Annotated in this window: 1 rRNA gene; it reads right to left on the reverse strand. The window is 34.5% G+C overall.

The features are described 5' to 3' along the window. Positions 1-507: 507 nt before the first annotated feature. Positions 508-603: ribosomal RNA gene (gene rrf, locus AN944_RS21005) — 5S ribosomal RNA — on the reverse strand; the annotation flags it as partial.

The following is a 603-nucleotide window of genomic DNA, read 5'->3' on the forward strand; positions in this document are numbered from 1 at the left end:
GTATAGAAGGTATAGAAGGTATAGAAGGTATAGAAGGTATAGAAGGTATAGAAGGTATAGAAGGTATAGAAGGTATAGAAGGTATAGAAAAATACAATATACCTAATCATTAGCAAGCTTTATTCTATGAATGACTGGATTCTTTTATTATGAAACCAATTTTTTTCACTGATGTAATTATTGAAAGAGTACTTAACTAAGCCTCTATAACTAACCACTAGGAATTAACTACCTGGTAAACTCAGTATGACTTTTTAGTTCTTCTCAAAAACTGTGATTAGACGTTTAATTGTTCTCAGTAAGTCATATAAAAGCTTAGAACTACTTATCCATAGGCCTATTGTTTTTTAATCATCTTATACCGCTGCCATATAGAAATTGTTCATTACACACTGTTAAACAACACCCAATATTCTTTAGCTAATGATAATTGCTCTGACTAAGTTAATAAAAATGTTTTATAACGAAAAAGCCCGCTACGTAGTAGCGGGCTTATCATTATTTGGTGTCTGGGAATGACCTACTTTCACATGGGGAGACCCCACACTATCATCGGCGCGATTGCGTTTCACTACTGAGTTCGGGATGGGATCAGGTGGTACC

The sequence above is a fragment of the Shewanella sp. P1-14-1 genome (assembly GCF_001401775.1).
Taxonomy (GTDB): domain Bacteria; phylum Pseudomonadota; class Gammaproteobacteria; order Enterobacterales; family Shewanellaceae; genus Shewanella; species Shewanella japonica.